This is a genomic window from Stenotrophomonas sp. STEN018, from assembly GCF_056760235.1.
This window is the reverse complement of record NZ_JBRREK010000003.1, coordinates 50,563-66,523: the sequence shown is the minus strand read 5'-3', so window position 1 is coordinate 66,523 and position 15,961 is coordinate 50,563. Positions and strand designations below refer to the sequence as shown.

At 64.8% G+C, this 15,961-nt stretch carries 20 protein-coding genes; all 20 read right to left on the bottom strand.

What is annotated here, in order from left to right:
- Positions 1–107: 107 nt before the first annotated feature.
- The 20 genes from ACVOMB_RS02090 to ACVOMB_RS01995 all read right to left on the bottom strand — a co-directional run bounded on the left by ACVOMB_RS02090 (position 108) and on the right by ACVOMB_RS01995 (position 15,156).
- On the bottom strand, positions 108–2,387 hold the full coding sequence (locus ACVOMB_RS02090; RefSeq protein ID WP_013520772.1) for a helicase-related protein: 2,280 nt from the start codon (positions 2,385–2,387) through the stop codon (positions 108–110).
- A 132-nt stretch (positions 2,388–2,519) separates the two neighbouring features.
- Positions 2,520–2,825: a hypothetical protein gene (locus tag ACVOMB_RS02085; protein WP_013520771.1), complete on the bottom strand. Its 306-nt coding sequence runs from the start codon at positions 2,823–2,825 to the stop codon at positions 2,520–2,522.
- Positions 2,826–2,914: 89 nt separating this feature from the next.
- Positions 2,915–3,235 (bottom strand): hypothetical protein, encoded by a 321-nt coding sequence (locus ACVOMB_RS02080; RefSeq protein ID WP_003050315.1) that lies wholly within the window; start codon positions 3,233–3,235, stop codon positions 2,915–2,917.
- A 49-nt stretch (positions 3,236–3,284) separates the two neighbouring features.
- Positions 3,285–4,433 carry a DUF6094 domain-containing protein gene (locus ACVOMB_RS02075; RefSeq protein WP_256959041.1) on the bottom strand — a complete coding sequence of 383 codons (1,149 nt, stop codon included), beginning with the start codon at positions 4,431–4,433 and terminating at the stop codon, positions 3,285–3,287.
- Between the two features lie 25 nt (positions 4,434–4,458).
- Complete coding sequence (locus ACVOMB_RS02070) at positions 4,459–5,106, bottom strand: hypothetical protein (RefSeq protein WP_054667822.1); 648 nt, start codon at positions 5,104–5,106, stop codon at positions 4,459–4,461.
- A 77-nt stretch (positions 5,107–5,183) separates the two neighbouring features.
- Entirely contained in the window at positions 5,184–5,444 is a 261-nt protein-coding gene (locus ACVOMB_RS02065; protein ID WP_018715755.1) for a hypothetical protein, read from the bottom strand.
- A gap of 16 nt (positions 5,445–5,460) precedes the next feature.
- Positions 5,461–5,868: a hypothetical protein gene (locus tag ACVOMB_RS02060; protein WP_018715756.1), complete on the bottom strand. Its 408-nt coding sequence runs from the start codon at positions 5,866–5,868 to the stop codon at positions 5,461–5,463.
- Positions 5,869–5,971: 103 nt separating this feature from the next.
- Positions 5,972–6,310, bottom strand: coding sequence for a hypothetical protein (locus ACVOMB_RS02055; protein WP_018715757.1), 339 nt, complete (start codon positions 6,308–6,310; stop codon positions 5,972–5,974).
- Positions 6,311–6,404: 94 nt separating this feature from the next.
- Entirely contained in the window at positions 6,405–7,094 is a 690-nt protein-coding gene (locus ACVOMB_RS02050; protein WP_003050344.1) for a DUF3275 family protein, read from the bottom strand.
- Between the two features lie 94 nt (positions 7,095–7,188).
- Positions 7,189–8,016: a DUF932 domain-containing protein gene (locus ACVOMB_RS02045; RefSeq protein ID WP_003050347.1), complete on the bottom strand. Its 828-nt coding sequence runs from the start codon at positions 8,014–8,016 to the stop codon at positions 7,189–7,191.
- A 144-nt stretch (positions 8,017–8,160) separates the two neighbouring features.
- Positions 8,161–9,066 carry a DUF3577 domain-containing protein gene (locus ACVOMB_RS02040; protein WP_003050351.1) on the bottom strand — a complete coding sequence of 302 codons (906 nt, stop codon included), beginning with the start codon at positions 9,064–9,066 and terminating at the stop codon, positions 8,161–8,163.
- Positions 9,067–9,294: 228 nt separating this feature from the next.
- A complete protein-coding gene (locus ACVOMB_RS02035; RefSeq protein WP_026320720.1) occupies positions 9,295–9,831 on the bottom strand; it encodes an XF1762 family protein in 537 nt (178 codons plus the stop codon).
- Positions 9,832–9,981: 150 nt separating this feature from the next.
- Positions 9,982–10,335: a DUF3085 domain-containing protein gene (locus ACVOMB_RS02030; protein WP_003050357.1), complete on the bottom strand. Its 354-nt coding sequence runs from the start codon at positions 10,333–10,335 to the stop codon at positions 9,982–9,984.
- A 124-nt stretch (positions 10,336–10,459) separates the two neighbouring features.
- Positions 10,460–11,284: a hypothetical protein gene (locus ACVOMB_RS02025; RefSeq protein WP_003050359.1), complete on the bottom strand. Its 825-nt coding sequence runs from the start codon at positions 11,282–11,284 to the stop codon at positions 10,460–10,462.
- A 288-nt stretch (positions 11,285–11,572) separates the two neighbouring features.
- Complete coding sequence (locus ACVOMB_RS02020; RefSeq protein ID WP_003050361.1) at positions 11,573–11,851, bottom strand: hypothetical protein; 279 nt, start codon at positions 11,849–11,851, stop codon at positions 11,573–11,575.
- Positions 11,852–11,947: 96 nt separating this feature from the next.
- The gene (locus ACVOMB_RS02015; RefSeq protein ID WP_018715758.1) at positions 11,948–12,679 is read right to left on the bottom strand and encodes a DUF5983 family protein; all 732 of its coding nucleotides are present in this window, start codon (positions 12,677–12,679) and stop codon (positions 11,948–11,950) included.
- An 83-nt stretch (positions 12,680–12,762) separates the two neighbouring features.
- Positions 12,763–13,449 (bottom strand): hypothetical protein, encoded by a 687-nt coding sequence (locus tag ACVOMB_RS02010; RefSeq protein WP_003050366.1) that lies wholly within the window; start codon positions 13,447–13,449, stop codon positions 12,763–12,765.
- Positions 13,450–13,629: 180 nt separating this feature from the next.
- Positions 13,630–14,022, bottom strand: coding sequence for a hypothetical protein (locus ACVOMB_RS02005; protein ID WP_003050375.1), 393 nt, complete (start codon positions 14,020–14,022; stop codon positions 13,630–13,632).
- 21 nt (positions 14,023–14,043) lie between these two features.
- Positions 14,044–14,265 (bottom strand): hypothetical protein, encoded by a 222-nt coding sequence (locus ACVOMB_RS02000; RefSeq protein WP_003050378.1) that lies wholly within the window; start codon positions 14,263–14,265, stop codon positions 14,044–14,046.
- 333 nt (positions 14,266–14,598) lie between these two features.
- A complete protein-coding gene (locus tag ACVOMB_RS01995) occupies positions 14,599–15,156 on the bottom strand; it encodes a hypothetical protein (RefSeq protein WP_003050381.1) in 558 nt (185 codons plus the stop codon).
- Positions 15,157–15,961: the final 805 nt, after the last annotated feature.

Genomic DNA, 15,961 nt, shown 5'->3' with positions numbered 1-15,961 from the left:
CCATCGCCGCTCTGGCCACGAACGGCAGCAAACAATGCGAACCACGCAGCGCCCGATTTACCGGGAGCGGAAAAAAAACGGCCCCGAAGGGCCGTAAGTGGAACGTGTCATGCGGCGACAAGCTGCCGGGCCAGTGCGACCTCGACGGAATCGCCGTCCTGGTTCAGGACATCGAGCCCCGATTCGGGCACGTCGCCCGAGGTGGACTGCGAAACCATGATCTTCTTGGCCATCAGCTCCAGGCAGGTCATCTGCGAAGTGGCAGCGTAGCCGAGGTAGATCACGCGCACGTGCTGTTTCTGCCCGATGCGCCAGGAGCGGCGTGCCGCCTGTTGAAGGCTATAGACGTTGTAGCCAGACTGCATGAACACAATCGTCGGGAAGTCCAACAGGTCCAATCCCGTCTTGACCAATTCGGGATTGGTGATGAGCACGTCGATGCCACGGTCCAGTTGCTCGGCGATCCAGTCCTCGCGACGACTGGCATCCACGCTTGCGCGCAGCACTGCCACCCGAAAACCTTCCTGCTCCAGCAGCACCTTCAGGCGCGACGTGGTGTCGCGCGTGCCGGTATAGACCGTGTAGGCGAGGACCTTGCGCCCCTGCGCCTTCTCCTCTTTGCAGATGTCGATCAGCTCACGCTCCTTGGGGCTGATCTCGAACTCGTTGAACTGAGCCGGGACGAACGCCAGGGTGTTGCGCGTGCGCGGATGCACCACGGTCTCCGACCGGAAGCAGCAATCCGGCCAGGCCAGCAGCACGTTGAGGACCACACCCAGCAAGGTCGTATCGCGTCGCGCCAGAGCCTGTTTCAGCTCCGCGGTCAGCCGACCCGCCAGATCGCGGTAGGCCGCGGCTTGCGCCGTGTCCATCGCGACTTCGCGGAACTCCTCGTCATACGGCGGCAGGACGTTGCCGCCGATGTCCTTGAGCTTGAGGAAGATCGTGAACGGCAGGATGCAACGAAGTACGCCCTTGGGGCCGAAGCCCGGGGCCTTGACCGTGCGCACCGATACCTTGGTGCCCTTGGCCGTCTTGTGCGCCGTGCCGGTGCTCTCGGAATAGATGTCCTTCAAGACCCCGTGATCGCGCATGAACGCCATCGCGGCCGAGGTCATGCTGCCGCTCGTGGTCGGGCGGTAGCCGTCTTCGATCATCCGCCCCGGAAGGGCTCGGAACAGCAGGTGAAAGAGATCATCACCATAGCCGCCCATCAGCGTGCCGGTCAGCAGCAAGGTCTTGCGAGCCTTCGCCGCCAGCACGCCCATGGCCTGGCCTTGGGCACTGCCACCGTTCTTGTACTCATGGGCCTCGTCGGCGACGAGCAGGTCGAACGTGCCTTGCGGAAGGTATCTCTTGATAAACTCGGACGGTTGGTAGCCGCCCTCACCGAAGCCAAACTCCATGCTGGCCATCGCACGTTCCATGCGCGTGGCCTGACGGTCGGAAAACACCAGCTCGCCGTTGCCGTCCATGAGGTTGATGAACTCATGCACGTTGTCCCCCAACATCGAGGCAAGGAAACCATCACCGAAGCGCTTCATGAGCTTCTGCGCGGTGATTTCCCCGATGGTCGGGATGCGCTTCAAGGCTTTGAGGACGGCCGAGGATTGGTCGCTGCCGGACAGGCTTCTCGGGCGGATCAGCGTCCACAGGGGCGCAGCGCAATGGCCACACTTCCTGCGGTACTCCTCGGCTTCGAGCGCGACCGGGTTGACCGGCTCGCCGTCGAGGTCGGTGATGACCGTGCCGCAGTCCGGGCACGCTGCCACGTCGCCGTGGCGGGTGCGCCGCGTGGTGAAGACGGGCTTCCAGTGGAAGCCCATCCGCATCCTCACGCGGCCCAGGACGAAGAACTCCTGACCCGTGGGCTGCACACCCAACTGCTCACGCAGCTTGATGAGCTTGACGAGCGTATCCGGCCCGTTGAGCACCCACACTTTGGCGCCCGCTACCGTCTCCTGGATCTCGCGCCGCCACTTGTAAACAAGGTGCGGTGGCGAAAGCACCAGGGTGCGGCGGTAGCCTTCGGCGTTGAGGACGGCGGCCGTGGCGATGCCGACGGTCGTCTTGCCGCAGCCCATCTCGCCGTTGACGATCGCGGCGCGTTCGCCACGGTCGATCAGCAGTTCGGCAGCAGCGTGGACGACTTCGGCCTGGGCCGGGAACAGCTTGCGCTTGAGGCTGGCGACGATGACTTGCCGGTGCGCCTGCGGTTGGCCGGTATAGACCGGCGGATTGGCGCTGTTGAGGGCGTCGAGCAGTTCGTCGCCGAACTCGCCGACGAAATCCTGAAGGCTCAGGGTCAGAGGGTTGGATTCCGCGTCGAGCAGTTCGCCCTGCACGGGCGTGGCTTCAGCGGTAGTGGTTTCGAGATCGAGGGACATGGTGATGCTCCAAAGAAAATGGGGCATGCACCACCCCCAACGGGGCAATGGCATGCCCCGGAGTGGGAAGAGAATCGGCGCGTGGCCGAAGGTTGAAGGTGCGGGCCTGGGTGGCCTGCGGGTGAACCGTGCTCAGTCCTCGGACGGCAACACGATGACGGTGGCGCTGCGCTGCGCGTCGGTAACGATGCGAATGGCCAGCCCTGGGTGGATCACGTAGTGCGACTCCAGCGAAGCACCTGATTGAAGCGCGGTGCTGTTGGCCTGCCATTGCTGGACGTTGACGTCTCCCCAGTCGCCACGGGTGTGGCGCCTGAAGTACGGGATCGGGTCGAGCCGACCTGCGCGGACCAGGTGGTCAACGGCTCTGCTGAAGATAAGCGCCCCGATGGGGAACGCCAGCCTCTGGCAGTAGGTTTCGATGCGATGTGATGCCATGGGCTCCTCCTTGAAAGGTTATTGAGCCACGACACCCCTGGCGGAGTGAAGTGGCTCCGTCAGGTGGATGGGATGACGAGGCGGTGCCTTCAGATCAGGTCGCGCTCTTCGGGAAGCTGGACCACCGTGGTCTGGTGGTCTTCGCTGGTCTTCACGATCAACACCAGTTCCGGCGTGATCCGGTACTGGGAGATCATCAGGTTGTCCTGATCGAGTGCGACATCGTTGGCCTGGCGGGTGGCCTCGTCGATCTCGCCCCAGTCGCCGCGCACGTGGCGCTGCACATAGGACAAGGGGTCGATGAGACCTCGGCGGGCCAGCCAATGCACCTTCTCGCTCAACTGCAACGAGGCCGGTGCGAACAAGGGTTGCTTGTGCGGCGCGGGCCGCTTGAACGGATTGGGGAACATGGTGTTTCTCCTTCGATGAAGTGCAGCGGGACGTCGGGCGTCCGGTGGATCAGCGGATGGTCAGCACCTCGCCCCGTGTCGGGGAGCCAGGCGTCATGTCCCATGCGCGGATGACGGGCACGAACTTGTCGGTGAGGATGCGGGTCTCGGCGATGGAGCCGTCTTCCCGTTCGGTGAATTCCCGCTGGAGCGTCTTGTCCTTGTGGGTGTCACCTTTGACGACGAGCACGCGCCCGGTCTTGGAGCGCACAACCCCCGAGATCGCGCCCGCGGCCAGAGCCAGGGCGAGATGCCAGTGGGACAAGGCCCGCGCCGGTGGACGCAGCGACTGCTGCGCGGCCCCCAGGTGCGTGTCCAGCGACGGCCAGAGGCCTTGCAGCCTGCCGACTTCATCGGCGAACTGCTCGGGCTCCATCGTCACGCGGAAGAAATACTCCGGCTCGGCCGGACTGGCGGGGACGATGTACGGCAGGAACGGCCAATCGCTCGGCAGTTCCTCGGGTTCGACTTCGCCAAGCCCAATCTGCAGCAGCAGATTGCGCACGGCCTTGCCCGAATCCGACGCCAGCTCGCGCTGGCGCACCCGGCGTCCGAAGATCACCACCTGCTTGAACTGCGTCTCCACCGCTCGGTAGATGCGCAGGTCCGTGTAGTGGCGTGTCAGCCAGCCGACCAGTTCCGCGTCGAGCACGTAGCCGGGGACGATGAAGACCAGAACGCCGCCGTATTGCAGCAACGACAGACTGCGCTGATAGAACAGCTTTTCGAGGCGGGCACGTCCCTGACCTTGGTAGCCGATGTTGCCGTTGACGTCCTTGGACAGGTCGCCATACGGCGGGTTGAGCCAGAGCAGCCCGAACGACTGCTTGGAGACCATCGTGTCCATCAGGTCCGCGTGCAGGCAGTGATCGACCAGGCCGCGGGCATGGCGTGCCCGCTCCGCGTCGAACTCGACGGCGAACGCCTTGGCCTGCTCGCGCCCGAGGGCATGGGCGGCTTCGGCGATCGCCACGCCTTCGCCGGCGCAGGGATCGAGGATGCACATCGGCCCGTCGCTGGGCATCAGTGCGTTGAGGGCTCTTTCGAGCGTGGGTTCGTCGGTCGGGTAGTAACCGTTCTTGGCGAAATTGCGGGCGAGCCGCGGGAACATGAGGGCCATGGAAGTCTCCTGGTTGGCGGGAAGGAATGGCGGAAGCACGCCAAGGCGTGCCTCCGAGGGTGGGTCAAGCCGCTACCGCTTCCGGCGTCCAGATCTTGGCCGGATAGGGATAGGCGGTGAGCACGTCACTGCGGATCAGGGAACCCAGCGCCAGGGTCAGCGCCGGCACGTCGATGGCGAGCCGATGGCCTTCCAGTGGCCCGAGGGCGAACGGAAGGCGGGCCAGCATCTCGCGGGTTTGCAGCAGTTCCAGCACGGTCTCGCGCCAGTGGTCGAGCAGCGGCAACGGGCAGGTGTCCCGCACCAGCATCCACAGGCGGTCAAGCCGGTGGGCGCTATCGCGTGGCAGCAATGCCAGCGCGCTGGCGTTGGCCTTGTCGGGCTTGACGCAGCGCCGGTCGAACAGCCACACGTTGGAGAGCGATCCGAACAGCGTTCGCCGGTAGGCGCGCGTGATGCGCTTTTCCAGTCGATCGACGTTGCCGATGAACACCGGGACGCTGCCGCCCTGGTTGGTGATGACGTGGAACTGGTCCAGTCCTTGCTCGTCGCGCCCGAGGGTCAGGCGAGCGAGGAACTGCTGGACGGCGGTGTCGCGTGCCCAGATGGACAGGAAGATCAGGTTGCCCTGGTCATCGCCGACGCAGGCGTCGGCCATCACGTCCGGGCATTCGTCGATGCGGTACAGCGTGGAAGAAGTGTTTGCGGGCATGGTGGTGTCCTCGGATGAACGGGAACAGCACCGCCCCCCTGGGGCAAGTACTGCCCCAGGGGGTGGGAGAAAGTCGCTCAGTCCGGCTCGAACTGCCGGGTGTGCGGATTGAAGTGAAGCGCCTCGTCCACCGCGGTGATCGGCGTGAAGCCGTCCAGGTAGATGTTGTTGAGGTACTGGTCGCGGTAGGTCAGTGCCTGCCGTGCCTGCTCCTCGGTGAGGCCGTTGTCGATGAAGTACCCCAGCATTTCCTCGTCGGAGGAAACTTCGTCGTTGGACAAACTGCCTTCAACGAGTTTCAACAGCGAGGCGGGGAGCGCAGCCAGGATCGGGTCCATGTCGGTTCCTCCTGGCTCAGGCCAACAGCGCCGCGGCGGGTGCCGTGGATGCCGTGGGGGTGCGCCGCCGCGCGTGGTAGGCGCGAACGCCTGCACGCCAGTCGGCGGACTGCTCCGGCGCCATGTCGAGGTAGCTCAACGGGCACGAGTAGTAGTACGGGTGCATGGACTCGTCCAGCGGCTTGTAGCCCCACTGGTTGCCGCTGCGTTCCAGCAGATCGCAACGGATGTAGCGCAGGGACTGGCCCGGTGCGAGATCACGATGCACGCCTTCGGCCCTGGCCGTCACTTCCGCGACGGACCAGAGGACGTTGCCGCGCAGCGCGTGGGCGATGACCTTGACGCTGGCGCGCTCGGTCACTTGCGGTGCGATCAGTTCCGCGATCAATTCAGACCGCGATTGGGGGGAGAAATACCAGCCCATGAGAGGCCTCCTGAAGAATGGAGCCGGAAGCCTCCCCGTGGGGGAGAACCCCCAGCGGGTGATGGAATGCCGCGTGTGCGACGAAGGAACCTATGCTTTGCCCTCAGTCCCAGTCGTCATCGTCGCGATCACAACCGGCCGGGCAGTAGCCGAACTCGATCCCATGCGAGCAGTAGCCATGCTCCGCATTCCAGTCCTGGGTTTCCTGCCGTTCGGCCGGTGTTGCGTAGTCCCATTCCTGTGCGATCTTCAGCGCCTGTGCGCGCTGTTCTTCCGGCAATCGACCGAGTTGCGCGTCGATCGCCGAACTGAAGCGTTCGACGTAGTAGTCGTGAGACAGTCCGCAACCCTTGGTGGCTTGTGCGGCTGCCGTCTCGCAGAGAGCCCGCCACGCGGGTTCATCCAGCGCGGAGCGGGGGATATCGCAAGCGATGGTGGACATGATGAAGACCTCCAGAAGATGGCCAGGGCCTCCCCCGCATGGGGAAGGAACCCCGGCGGGTGGATGAAGAACACCGCGCATGCGGCGTCTACGATCACGCAGGTTGCAGTTCGGCCTGGCGGCTCCACTCCTGCGTCTTGAAGTCCAGCGCGTAGCCCAGCTCGCCCAGGCGGGCGATCTGTGCACGCAAAGCGCGGCGGTCGATGGTCGAATCCAGTTTCACGGACTCGCCCAGCGGCCACAGCAGGCCGAAGAGCGCGGGGTCACCGTCTTGGGTGCTGCCGGGGGCAGCAGCCTCAGCAGGTGGCGGCGCATCCACGCCAAAGGGCGTGGTATCGACCATCGGGTCCGCGGACGCCTGCACGGGTGCGGGCTTGGCGGGCCTGGACGCTTTGGTCGGCTTGGCCGGCGTTGTCGCAGGCTGCGCCCCTTGCTCTTCATCGAGCGGATCGACGTCCTGGGTGGCGAAGCTGCGGGCTTCGTCGCGGCTGAGTTTGTCGATGCCGTTGAGCGTCATGCCGTCGAGGCTGGCACGGATCTCGAACCGCATGCCGCCGCCGACCGGATAGGACTTCGGGAAGATGTACCTGATGATGAATTCCCCGTCGTACTTGCCTTCGGGGTACTGCTCCAGCTCCGGGTCTTTGACCTCGAAAGTACCGAGGTGCGTGGCGAGGCGGCCAACCGTGAACGGGCCGTTCTTGCCGCGGATGGTACGCAGCGTGAGCTGGCCGGGGACGACGATGGGCGCAACCGATTTCTCGGAAGCCGATGGGGTTGCCATGATGGTTCTCCTGATGATGAATGACGGGCCGCCGACGGCACCCGGTGGATGAGAGGAAATGGCCTCGCCCGAGGTGGGCGAGGTCCGCGTGGCATCACGCCTTGAGCTGGCGCATGCCTTCGGCCAGCAGCCACAACGCCCGGTTCAGGCGCAGGTTCTGGTCGATGCCTTGCACCGGACGGGTGCGCTGATTGCGGCCGTTGGCCGTGCGTCCGTTCAGGCCCCCTTTGACGAGGTTCTCCTGGACGCGGTTGAAGACGGCCCACAAGTCGTTCTTGCGGTCGTCCCATCGCCGGGGTGCCAGCAGTTGGCTCTCCGTGACAGGCGTGGACTTGGCTGGATCGTCGTACTTGAGTGCGAGCGCGGAGTTTGCAAAGACCTCCGCTTCGCCCTCATCGAGGGTGATGGTGCGCATCGCATCGCGCGCGTTCTGCACGCGCTCGAAGCCTTCGAGGACTCCGTAGGCACCTTCGATCACCTGGCTGGCCACGTCGCCCTTGTGGGGAACGCGGATGTCGGCGGTGGTGTCACCGCAAACCAGGCCGTTGTGGCAGACGAACCGGAACATGCCGGCGAGCATCTGATAGCTGCTCGTGCCGTCGTGGCTGTTGAGCAGGATGATCTCGTTCGCCTCGTCGCCGTTGATCTGGCTCGCATGGCGAAGTCGGATGAGGTGCTTCGTATACTCGCGCCGGTCTTCGTTGCGCACGCGTGTCTGGCACACCATGAAGGGCTCGAAGCCCTCCTGGCGCAGCTTGGTCAGCACGGTCGAGGTCGGTATGTAGGCATACCGATCGGACCGGCTCCCATGCGGAGCGTCGGCGAAGATCGACGGAACGACGGCACGAATGCGGTCGTCCGAGAGTGGACGATCGGAGCGCAGGATCGGGGATTGCGGAGCAAAACGGGATGCCAGAGACATGGCTGATCTCCTTTGAGAAATGCGGTAACCGCGCGGCGGTGAGACCACGCGGAACTCGGGGGATGAAATGCGCAAGCGCGCGTCATGGGGACGCGGCGGATGCGGGAAGAGAAGCGACAAGGCCCCGTGAGGGGCCATGCCGTATCAGAACGAAGCAGCCAATGCCGGCTCCTGCTCCTCGACTTGCGCCTCGGGCTCGCGCTCGGCGGGCTCGGTGGCCGTGTCGATGGCGTCGTCGGCTTCGGACGCGGATGCGTCTTCGGCCGGCGGCGCCTCGGGTTGCGCCTGGCTCGTCGGATAGACCTGGGTGCCGTCGATCTTGATCAGACCGATGTGGACCAGCGTCGATTCCAGGCTTGCGGCCGGTTCCCCGGCGTGCTCGCCCTTGGTGCGGATGTACGGATCGATCTTCATGTCGTTCAGACGGAAGGCGATCAGCACCTTGCGGTCACCCTCGATGGCCTGAACGCACCGGCGAACCAGATGCTCGGCTTCCGGGGTGGCGACGATGGTGTCGAAGTACCGATACTCCGGTTCATCGACAGGCCCGGCCAGTGCTGCGACGGTGCAAGAGAGGAACGAGTCGCCAGCCTTTGGGGTGACGTCCTTCACACGATTGAGATAGCCGATGCCGCGGGTGATCAGCTCGTGCTGCTCGATCGAAGCCAGTTCGGCCCGGTCGATCAGTTCGGCCTTGAGCAGTCGCGCCTTGAGGGACGCGGCGGCCTGACCCTTCTGCTCACCCTTGTCGCGGATGTACGCATCGCCCCACAGGTCACCGAGGCGAAATCGCACCAGCGGGCGCTGCTTGGGATCGTCAACGCCGATGTAGCGCTGAACGAGCTTCTTGGCCTCGGCACCCGAGACCTTGACGTCGAAGTAGCGGTAGCTGGGGTCCCGGGCGGGGCCGACCAGCGCGGCGATGGTGCAAGCAAGGAAAGGCTGCGCACGGCGGCCGCCCCGGACGGGCACTTCACGGACACGCTGGACGTAGCCGATGCCCGAGGTGTGGAGGTCGAAATACGATTTCTCGTTGGACGTGGTGTTCATGGTGAATCTCCATTGGGATGAAGCGGAGACACACCGGCCCACGCATGCGGGGAAGGTGCGTAACCCCGCGGTGGGTTGATAAGGCGAAAGCATCCGCCACCAGAGGCTGGTGGCCGCTCGCGGATGGATGCGGTGCGAGCTGGCTCGGTCACGCAGTGGGAACTGCGCCGCAACCTCGAAGACCGATGGTTGCCTGGCATGTCGCTGACAACGTCAGCAGGCATGGGGTCAGCATGGCCGGGCCTCGCGCGCGCGGCAGCAATCAATCGGCATCCGGGTGCTTCCCTTTGTCCGCGCCGCCCGGCGCCTGCCACAGGCATTTGGGGCGGCGCAGGTGCTCGGGGTATCGGCGAGGGGGAGGCTGGGACGGCTCCAGGCGCCGCCGCCGCGCGCGCCAATCAGCCGCCAGCCGGCGGCGCGCGGGCTGGCGCCGCCTTCGTCGGGTAAGGTGTAGGTGATCAGGCGGATGTAGCCCAGCGACTTTGCCGCCTGCCAGGCCGCGCCGTATAGCTTGCTGCAGGCGTTGGGTGTGCTGTCGGTGCACAGCCGTGTGACTTCCCGCGTCCAGCCATCGTCCAGGTGCCGCGCGACCGGCCGGCCGACGATGGCCACGCCGCGGATCAGGTCGCTGTCGACCAGCGTGACGGCCAGGGCGAACTTCGCAGCCTGGACCGGACGGTGATGGTGTGCCAGCACGAAGACGTTGGCCGTGCGCAGCGACACCGGCAGCAGGTGCAGCCTCGGCGAGGTCGATGATGTGTTCATGCGGTCGTCTCCGGTGGCATGCCGGCGCTGTGGCCCGCGGGGCGTGCCTTGGCGGCTGGAGACGAACGCGCATGCGCGGCGATGGCCGCGGTGCGAACAAAAGAAAGCCCCCGGTGCGGGGGCTGCGAGGGCTGCGCGGCGGTTGCCGCTTCAGGCGGGAGGCACCACGGCCAAGGACAGGTGCGTGGCGGTGGCGGACAGCACGAGATCGTCCGCCGAGTGCAGGAGGCGCGTGAACAGGCCGTCCTTCGGGTCGAAATACTCCGCAAAATCGTCGCCACCCAGCTCGCGGCCGGCGAGGTGCCACCAGTCATCGAACGGGTCGGTGTCCGGGTTGCAGCCGACGGCGTAGGCGAGCAGTTGCTGGCGTCCATCCGGGCGACGCTCCCCACGCTCGGCGAGGAAGTACACGCCCTGGTCCTTGACCAGGACGATGCGGCACTGATTGGCGATGGCTTCGGTCAGCACGGGGCGCAGGTCGGCGCCTTTGAATCGCAGTGACATGGATGAAATCTCCTGTGTTAAAAAAAGAGAAAGGCCCTCCACCCGATGGGATGAAGGGCCTGTAGGTCACGCGGCCGGAATGGCTGGAACGCCGTGGCGGGTGCCTCGGGTCAGCCGAGGGGCGTCATGCCGGGACGGCTTGGCGCTTACGGGCCGCCTTCGCGTCGAGGATGCTCACGTCGATCTGGCGCCAGCGCCCGTCGTCGATGAGCCGCTCCAGCACTTCGCCGAGCATGTCGAAATACACCTCGTCGTGCCGATCGACCAGTTCGACCGATTCACCGTTCTGACGGTGCAGTTCCACCACGTAGGTGTCTCCGCCGCGGTCGTAGAGGATCGTCACCCGGCCCTCGAACTTCGCGGTCGAGACCGTGAAGCTGATCGCCGGCGGGGTCTCGATGATCTTGGAGGGCGTGGGATCGACCCAGGTGAAGTCGCGGGCACCGGCATCCACCAGCATGTGGGTGATGCGCCGGAAGCGATCGGGGGCCGGCATCTCTTCCAACTGCTCGATGAGCTGGCCCAACTCCATGCACTGCGGCGTGGGAATGGGCAGCTTGGCCGGCGCCGAGCCGAGGATGTGCCTCGTGATGGTGTACGGCGTGCCGTCCGAAGTCTTCTCGGTGATGACCTCCGGCGTGTCCGCGCGCAGTCCGTCGAAGCGACGACGGGCATAGGGTTGGACATGCACCTTGGCGCCTTCGGCAGGAACCGTGGTCACCAGGCTGGGATCGAGCACCGCGAACTCGGAAGGCTTGAGCTTGACGACGATGGCATCGTCGGTCGCAGCGACCACCTTGCCGTCGAAGGGTTGGGGGTCGATGGCAAAGCCCAGCGTTGAGGACAGCGGCTGATCATCGAACACGCGGTACTTGAACGATCGCACGTTACGGGGCACATGGCCTGCGACCAGCGAAGGCATCATGGATTTGATGAGGGAACGGTCCATGGGGAAACTCCTTGAGAAATAACAAGGGATTCCCCGCCCGCAAGGGAGAGGTCCCTTGTGGGTGGCGTGGATGGACGCGGTAGGTCCGTAGGAAGAAACGACCAGCACGGTTTCCCGTGCTTGCAGCCTCGAAGGTCTCGACTGCCTGGGCATGTGTCGGCAGCGCCGACGGACATGGGGTAAGCATGGCCCCGGGGTGGTCGGCCTGCCCGCAGGAAACGGCACCGCAACATGCCCGCATTCCTGTGCTGCGTACAAGAAAAAGCCCCTCGAAAGGGGCCGGAGGGGTCAGGCTTGGTACACGAAGTAGTGCTCGCGCTGACGCGGAAAGAACACGTGCTTCCACGTGTCCCCGCTTGTGTTGCCACCGTCGAAGATGACCATTTCGTAGTCGTCCACGTCGGTGTCCATCAGGTCGGCGCTGGCGATATGGCGCATGTGCAGCATGCCGCTCATGCGCTCGACTACCAGGATCTGGCCGATGGCATCGTCCTGGCTCATGGCATTGAAGCAGGCTCCAAGCTGGTGCTCGAAGTCCGATACGGGCGAGATGAGATCGGGGAACATGGGATCGCTCCTATGAAAGTGAACCGGCCCGGCTCCCTGGCGGGAGACGGGCCGGCATGCGGTGAGGAAAAGGTAGGCTGGGGATGTGTCTGGCAGTTATTCGCCGGCCAACGGCAGGCCCGGCAACACGGGTGCGTCGGCATCGAGAATGAGGATGCGCACATCGGCCTGGCCGGCCAGTGCAAGGATCTGTGCCAGGTCGTCCGGCATGCCCTTGCTGCAGTGCTCCTGCCGAAGCTGCTCGGCGGAGATCTCCTCGACGTCCTGCAGGTGCTGGCCCGTCCAGGGCGTGGAAATCAGCTTGACGCCGATCGCCGGGCTGTAGGGAACCCGGAACGCAATGAACAAAAAGGCTTCCGGCGTCGCGAGGTCAGCCAGGTTGGCCAGGTACTGGCCGGTTTCGTGGCTGATGTGCGCGCTGCTGATTTCCCAGCACCGGCTGTAGTAGCCGGTCTCGAAGCTCAACCGCTGCACGACTTCCCGTGCGGCCTCGGCCGAATAAGTGTCGCCAATGTGGACGGGGCGGCCGTCGAAGTCGTCGCCGTGGATCGCGTACACCACGGCACCCACCACGCCGTAGGCGCCTTCACCGGCATCGCGTTCGGCCAGCACCTCGGCACTCACGGAGTCTGGGCCATTGCTGACTACGGCGAAATCGCTGGTGACGATGCAGGATGCTGAAACCAGCTCCTCATCGGAGAGGTGTTCTTGGCTCTGGTGGATGTTTCGCCAGACATGCGGGCTTCCGTCCTCGTGGCTGATGGACAGCGTGCGGACGATTTTCAGATTCCAGTAGCCGCGTAGAAAGGGATTGGGATTCTGGGACATGGGATTTCTCCAACAGAATAATGATGGAGCCAATCCCCGCCACCGGGAATTGACCCCGGTGGGTGGAAAGAAAGGAAACAGCGTCAGGTGACGCTGATCGTTGGCGTTTGGGCCAATCGCTCGGCGACGCGTCGGCGCAAATTCATGCGGAATGGCTCGTCGCTGACGCCCGCCAGCAGATTGATGGTCTCCAGCGCAATCAGGGCCGAGGCCTCTTCGATGTCGGCGGCCACAATGGCCTTGCGCAGTTGGTCGCCGAGCTGGAGGGCCTGCGAGGAGGAACTGATGACGCGGACCTCGCGGCTCAGGTAGCAGCCGTTGCCGCCGAACTCGAACAGCCGCGGCTTGCTGCAATACCAGCATCCCTCGAACTGGATGGCGGTCAGGTGGTGGCCGTCATCGAATCGGGTGGCGATCAGAAACAATGCGTCGAGATCGGCGGTGTCCTCGAACGAATGACGCTCGATCAAGTTCCCCAGCTCTTCGTCCTCATCGGCACCGAAGTGCACGGCGAGCAGTTCGAGCAGCGGCGGGATCGAAAGCCCTTCGTCGTCCGGCATCGGAATGCCGAGTTGCGTGGCCAGGTCTTCCAGGCCATCGAGCACGTCCGGCCATTGCGGATTGGTGGTCTCGGCGATCTGGGCGATGTAGGCCTGCCCGTTGCCGGGATGGCTCTCGTCCAGCGCGAAGGCGCCGAACAGCGCCTGGATGACGGGCGTCACACGGTCGAGCACGAGAACGCCGGTGGCTTCGTAGTAATTGTTGGCCATGAAGGCTCCTTTCGATGAATGAACGGAGCCAGCCCTTGCGGACGATGGCATCCGCAGGGGAACCGCCTGATGCCGGATGGCACTGGGCGGGGAGAAACGCGAGGGACATGGCCTCGGGCGAGGCGCATGTCCCTCATGGGGTCGCGTGAACGCAGTGATGAAGGTGTGCCGGGGACCGGCTCACCAACCGCTGTAGTTCAGCAGCAGGTCGGCGATCACCTGGCGACGAGGCAGATCGAGGCCGTCGAAGTCCGACAACCCGTTGAAGTGGCAGCGCTTGAGCATGGCACCGCCCTCGCGCGCGTTGTAGAAGCTGACCATCGCGGACAGGAACATGCGTTCCCCGCTGCTCAGGACGCCGAGGGCGTCGTTGAGGCGCAGCATGTCGGGGCGCAGATCCCACTTGCTCTTGGCCTGGTTCAGACCTTCACGGGTGCCATCGCCAAACCATTGCGGGCCGGCGATCTCGACACCACGCTTCCATGCCTCGAAAAAGGCTTGGGGCGCGGCGCTGAAATGCCGTTCTTCCCGAACGATCTGATCGACGACTTCCTGCGGCAGTAGCTGGTTCATGACGTGATTCCTCCAGTTGGATCAGGGAACGGCGAGCTGGGACCAGCCGCCTCTTTCGAGGGCACGTTGAGCCGCGGCATGGCTGCGGAAGTACTCACGAGATTCCCGCGAAACGGGACCTTCGGTATCGCGCGTGCCGATGTAGTGGCCGGCGGCGCTGTGCAGGACTTCGAGCGGCAGGAACTTGCCGCAGTAGGTCAAGGCCAATTGACCGAATCGGCCGAAAGAGGCTTGCTGGGACATGGATGGGCTCCTTGGAAAAGCGGGGCCCTGTCCCTCACGGGATGGCAGCTCCCGCACGCGGTTGAAAAAAAGCATCAGCGTCTTGGCGACGTGCGTCCGCGCAATGGATGCGATGCGGACTGGTGGGTTGCGCGGGGAGAACCCCGCGGCAGCCTGAAACCCTGGCTGCTGGCATGTGCTGACGAATCAGCGAGCATGCGGGCAGCTTCGTGGGGGGGGCGCGCCACGTCAGTTGGAAATCGGCATCTGGTCCAGCCCCGATTGATGTACGCAGAGACAAAGAAAAGCCCCGCAGCAAGTGCGGGGCGGTCATGACGGTGCGGTGAGGCTGGATCAGCGGGGCTTGTCGCCCAGGACATGCTGCTTCCAGATGGCGAATGCCTCGTCCGCTGGCAGCTCGGCCAGGATGACGATGGGCTGGTCCTGTCGGCTGCGCAGCTTTGCGAAATACGCTGCGCGGTCGGCAATGGCCTTGAGCTTGATGCCCTTGAGGAACAGCAGCCTGCCGTCCTTGATGAACAGCACCTTGTTGCCGATGTCGCGGTTGAACGCGGTGCGCAGCTTGCGCTCCGCGTGCATGGCATCGGCCAATTGGTCCACTAGGAAGTCGAGCGTCATGTCGATGAGAAGCGGCTCGTCGTCTTCGCGTTCGACGTCGAGCGATGCCGGCGGCAGGCTCTTGGCGAATTCCTCGGCCTGGGCCAGCAGCGCGGCCTGGCCTTGCAACGCGCGCACGAACGTCGAGCCGCCGTGTCCGTCGTTGCGGGCTTCGGCGATGGGCCTGCCGTCGAACATGACGGTGGCGGTGAAGCACAGCGTTTCCTCGCTCGCGAAATCCGCGACCTTGAGGTTCTTGAGGGTGATGCGGTCTTGTCGGGTGATGGTGTCCATGGGAAGTCCTGATATCGACCGGGTTGACGACACGCCCCTGACGGGACGCGGCATACATCCCGTGGGTTGGAGGAAGGTGGCATCGATGCCCGGTGGGCAGCGTTCGCCGGAGAGATGCCGGGGCGAACTGGCGGGTGGCGTGGGCGGAACCCACGGCAGTCTGGACACCCTGGCTGCTGGCTGTTGCCGATGCGTCGGCAATGCAGGAGGGAGGATCGCGCGACCCGCCGGCCGCGTCTTGCATCAATCCGAAGCGATCGATCCCGTCTTGTGCAGGTACTGCACCAGCCGGCGTCCCCAGCCACGCGACGCACAGCACGGCCATGGAATTGCCGATCGCCTTGCAGTTCGGTGCATCGGCGGTGCGTAGTGAGGCGGATTGCAATGTTGGCGGTCATGTGGGTCTCCCGTTCGTGTGGCGCAGGGCCATCGCCCTGGCCGGGGCGTTGAAAGGCAGGAGAAAGGCGCCGAAGGCCCCAGGGGCCTTCGGCTCGGGAGGAAAGAAGAACCACCCGTGGGCTGATTGGCAGGCCCGGTCGTCGCTAGAACCGTCTGCTCATCCAGCAATCACACCCGGCCCATGTCGTGGCTGGGGCCGGCATCGTCTGGCGCACATCCGCGCACAAAGGGAGCCCGTTTTTGCGCCGGCGGGCACCGGCACCGAATACCGCTGACCGCGAAGGGTCTCCGGATGGCTCGCACAGGCAAGCCATCGGGGGACCCTTCGCAGCGGCGGAAGGAATGCAGACGAGGAGAACGCGCGGGGTGCGGTTCGCGGAGAAGCCACCTTCAGGTCCCGCGGCCG